General features: G+C 56.5%; 1 tRNA gene. It reads left to right on the forward strand.

The features are described 5' to 3' along the window. The first annotated feature begins 49 nt into the window (after window positions 1–49). Window positions 50–126, forward strand: a tRNA-Met gene (locus IB235_RS24965). Window positions 127–253 lie beyond the last annotated feature (127 nt).

Here is a 253-nt window from a genome sequence, read left to right on the forward strand (position 1 = left end):
CGTCTCTCGAAACGATGAACCAGCGCTATCTCCCGATCAGCGCAAATGGCGCGGGGTAGAGCAGCCCGGTAGCTCGTCAGGCTCATAACCTGAAGGTCGCAGGTTCAAATCCTGCCCCCGCAACCAATCCAAAACACCAAGCCGCCCAAGGGCGGCTTTCTGCATTCCAGCTCCCGAGAACCCCAATGCTGGACAGAAAACCCCACACAAATTACCAATCCTGAACCCAAAAGCCCGGAAACAACCAGGCACA

It is taken from the genome of Paracoccus sp. PAR01 (assembly GCF_014851995.1).
Classification (GTDB): domain Bacteria; phylum Pseudomonadota; class Alphaproteobacteria; order Rhodobacterales; family Rhodobacteraceae; genus Paracoccus; species Paracoccus litorisediminis.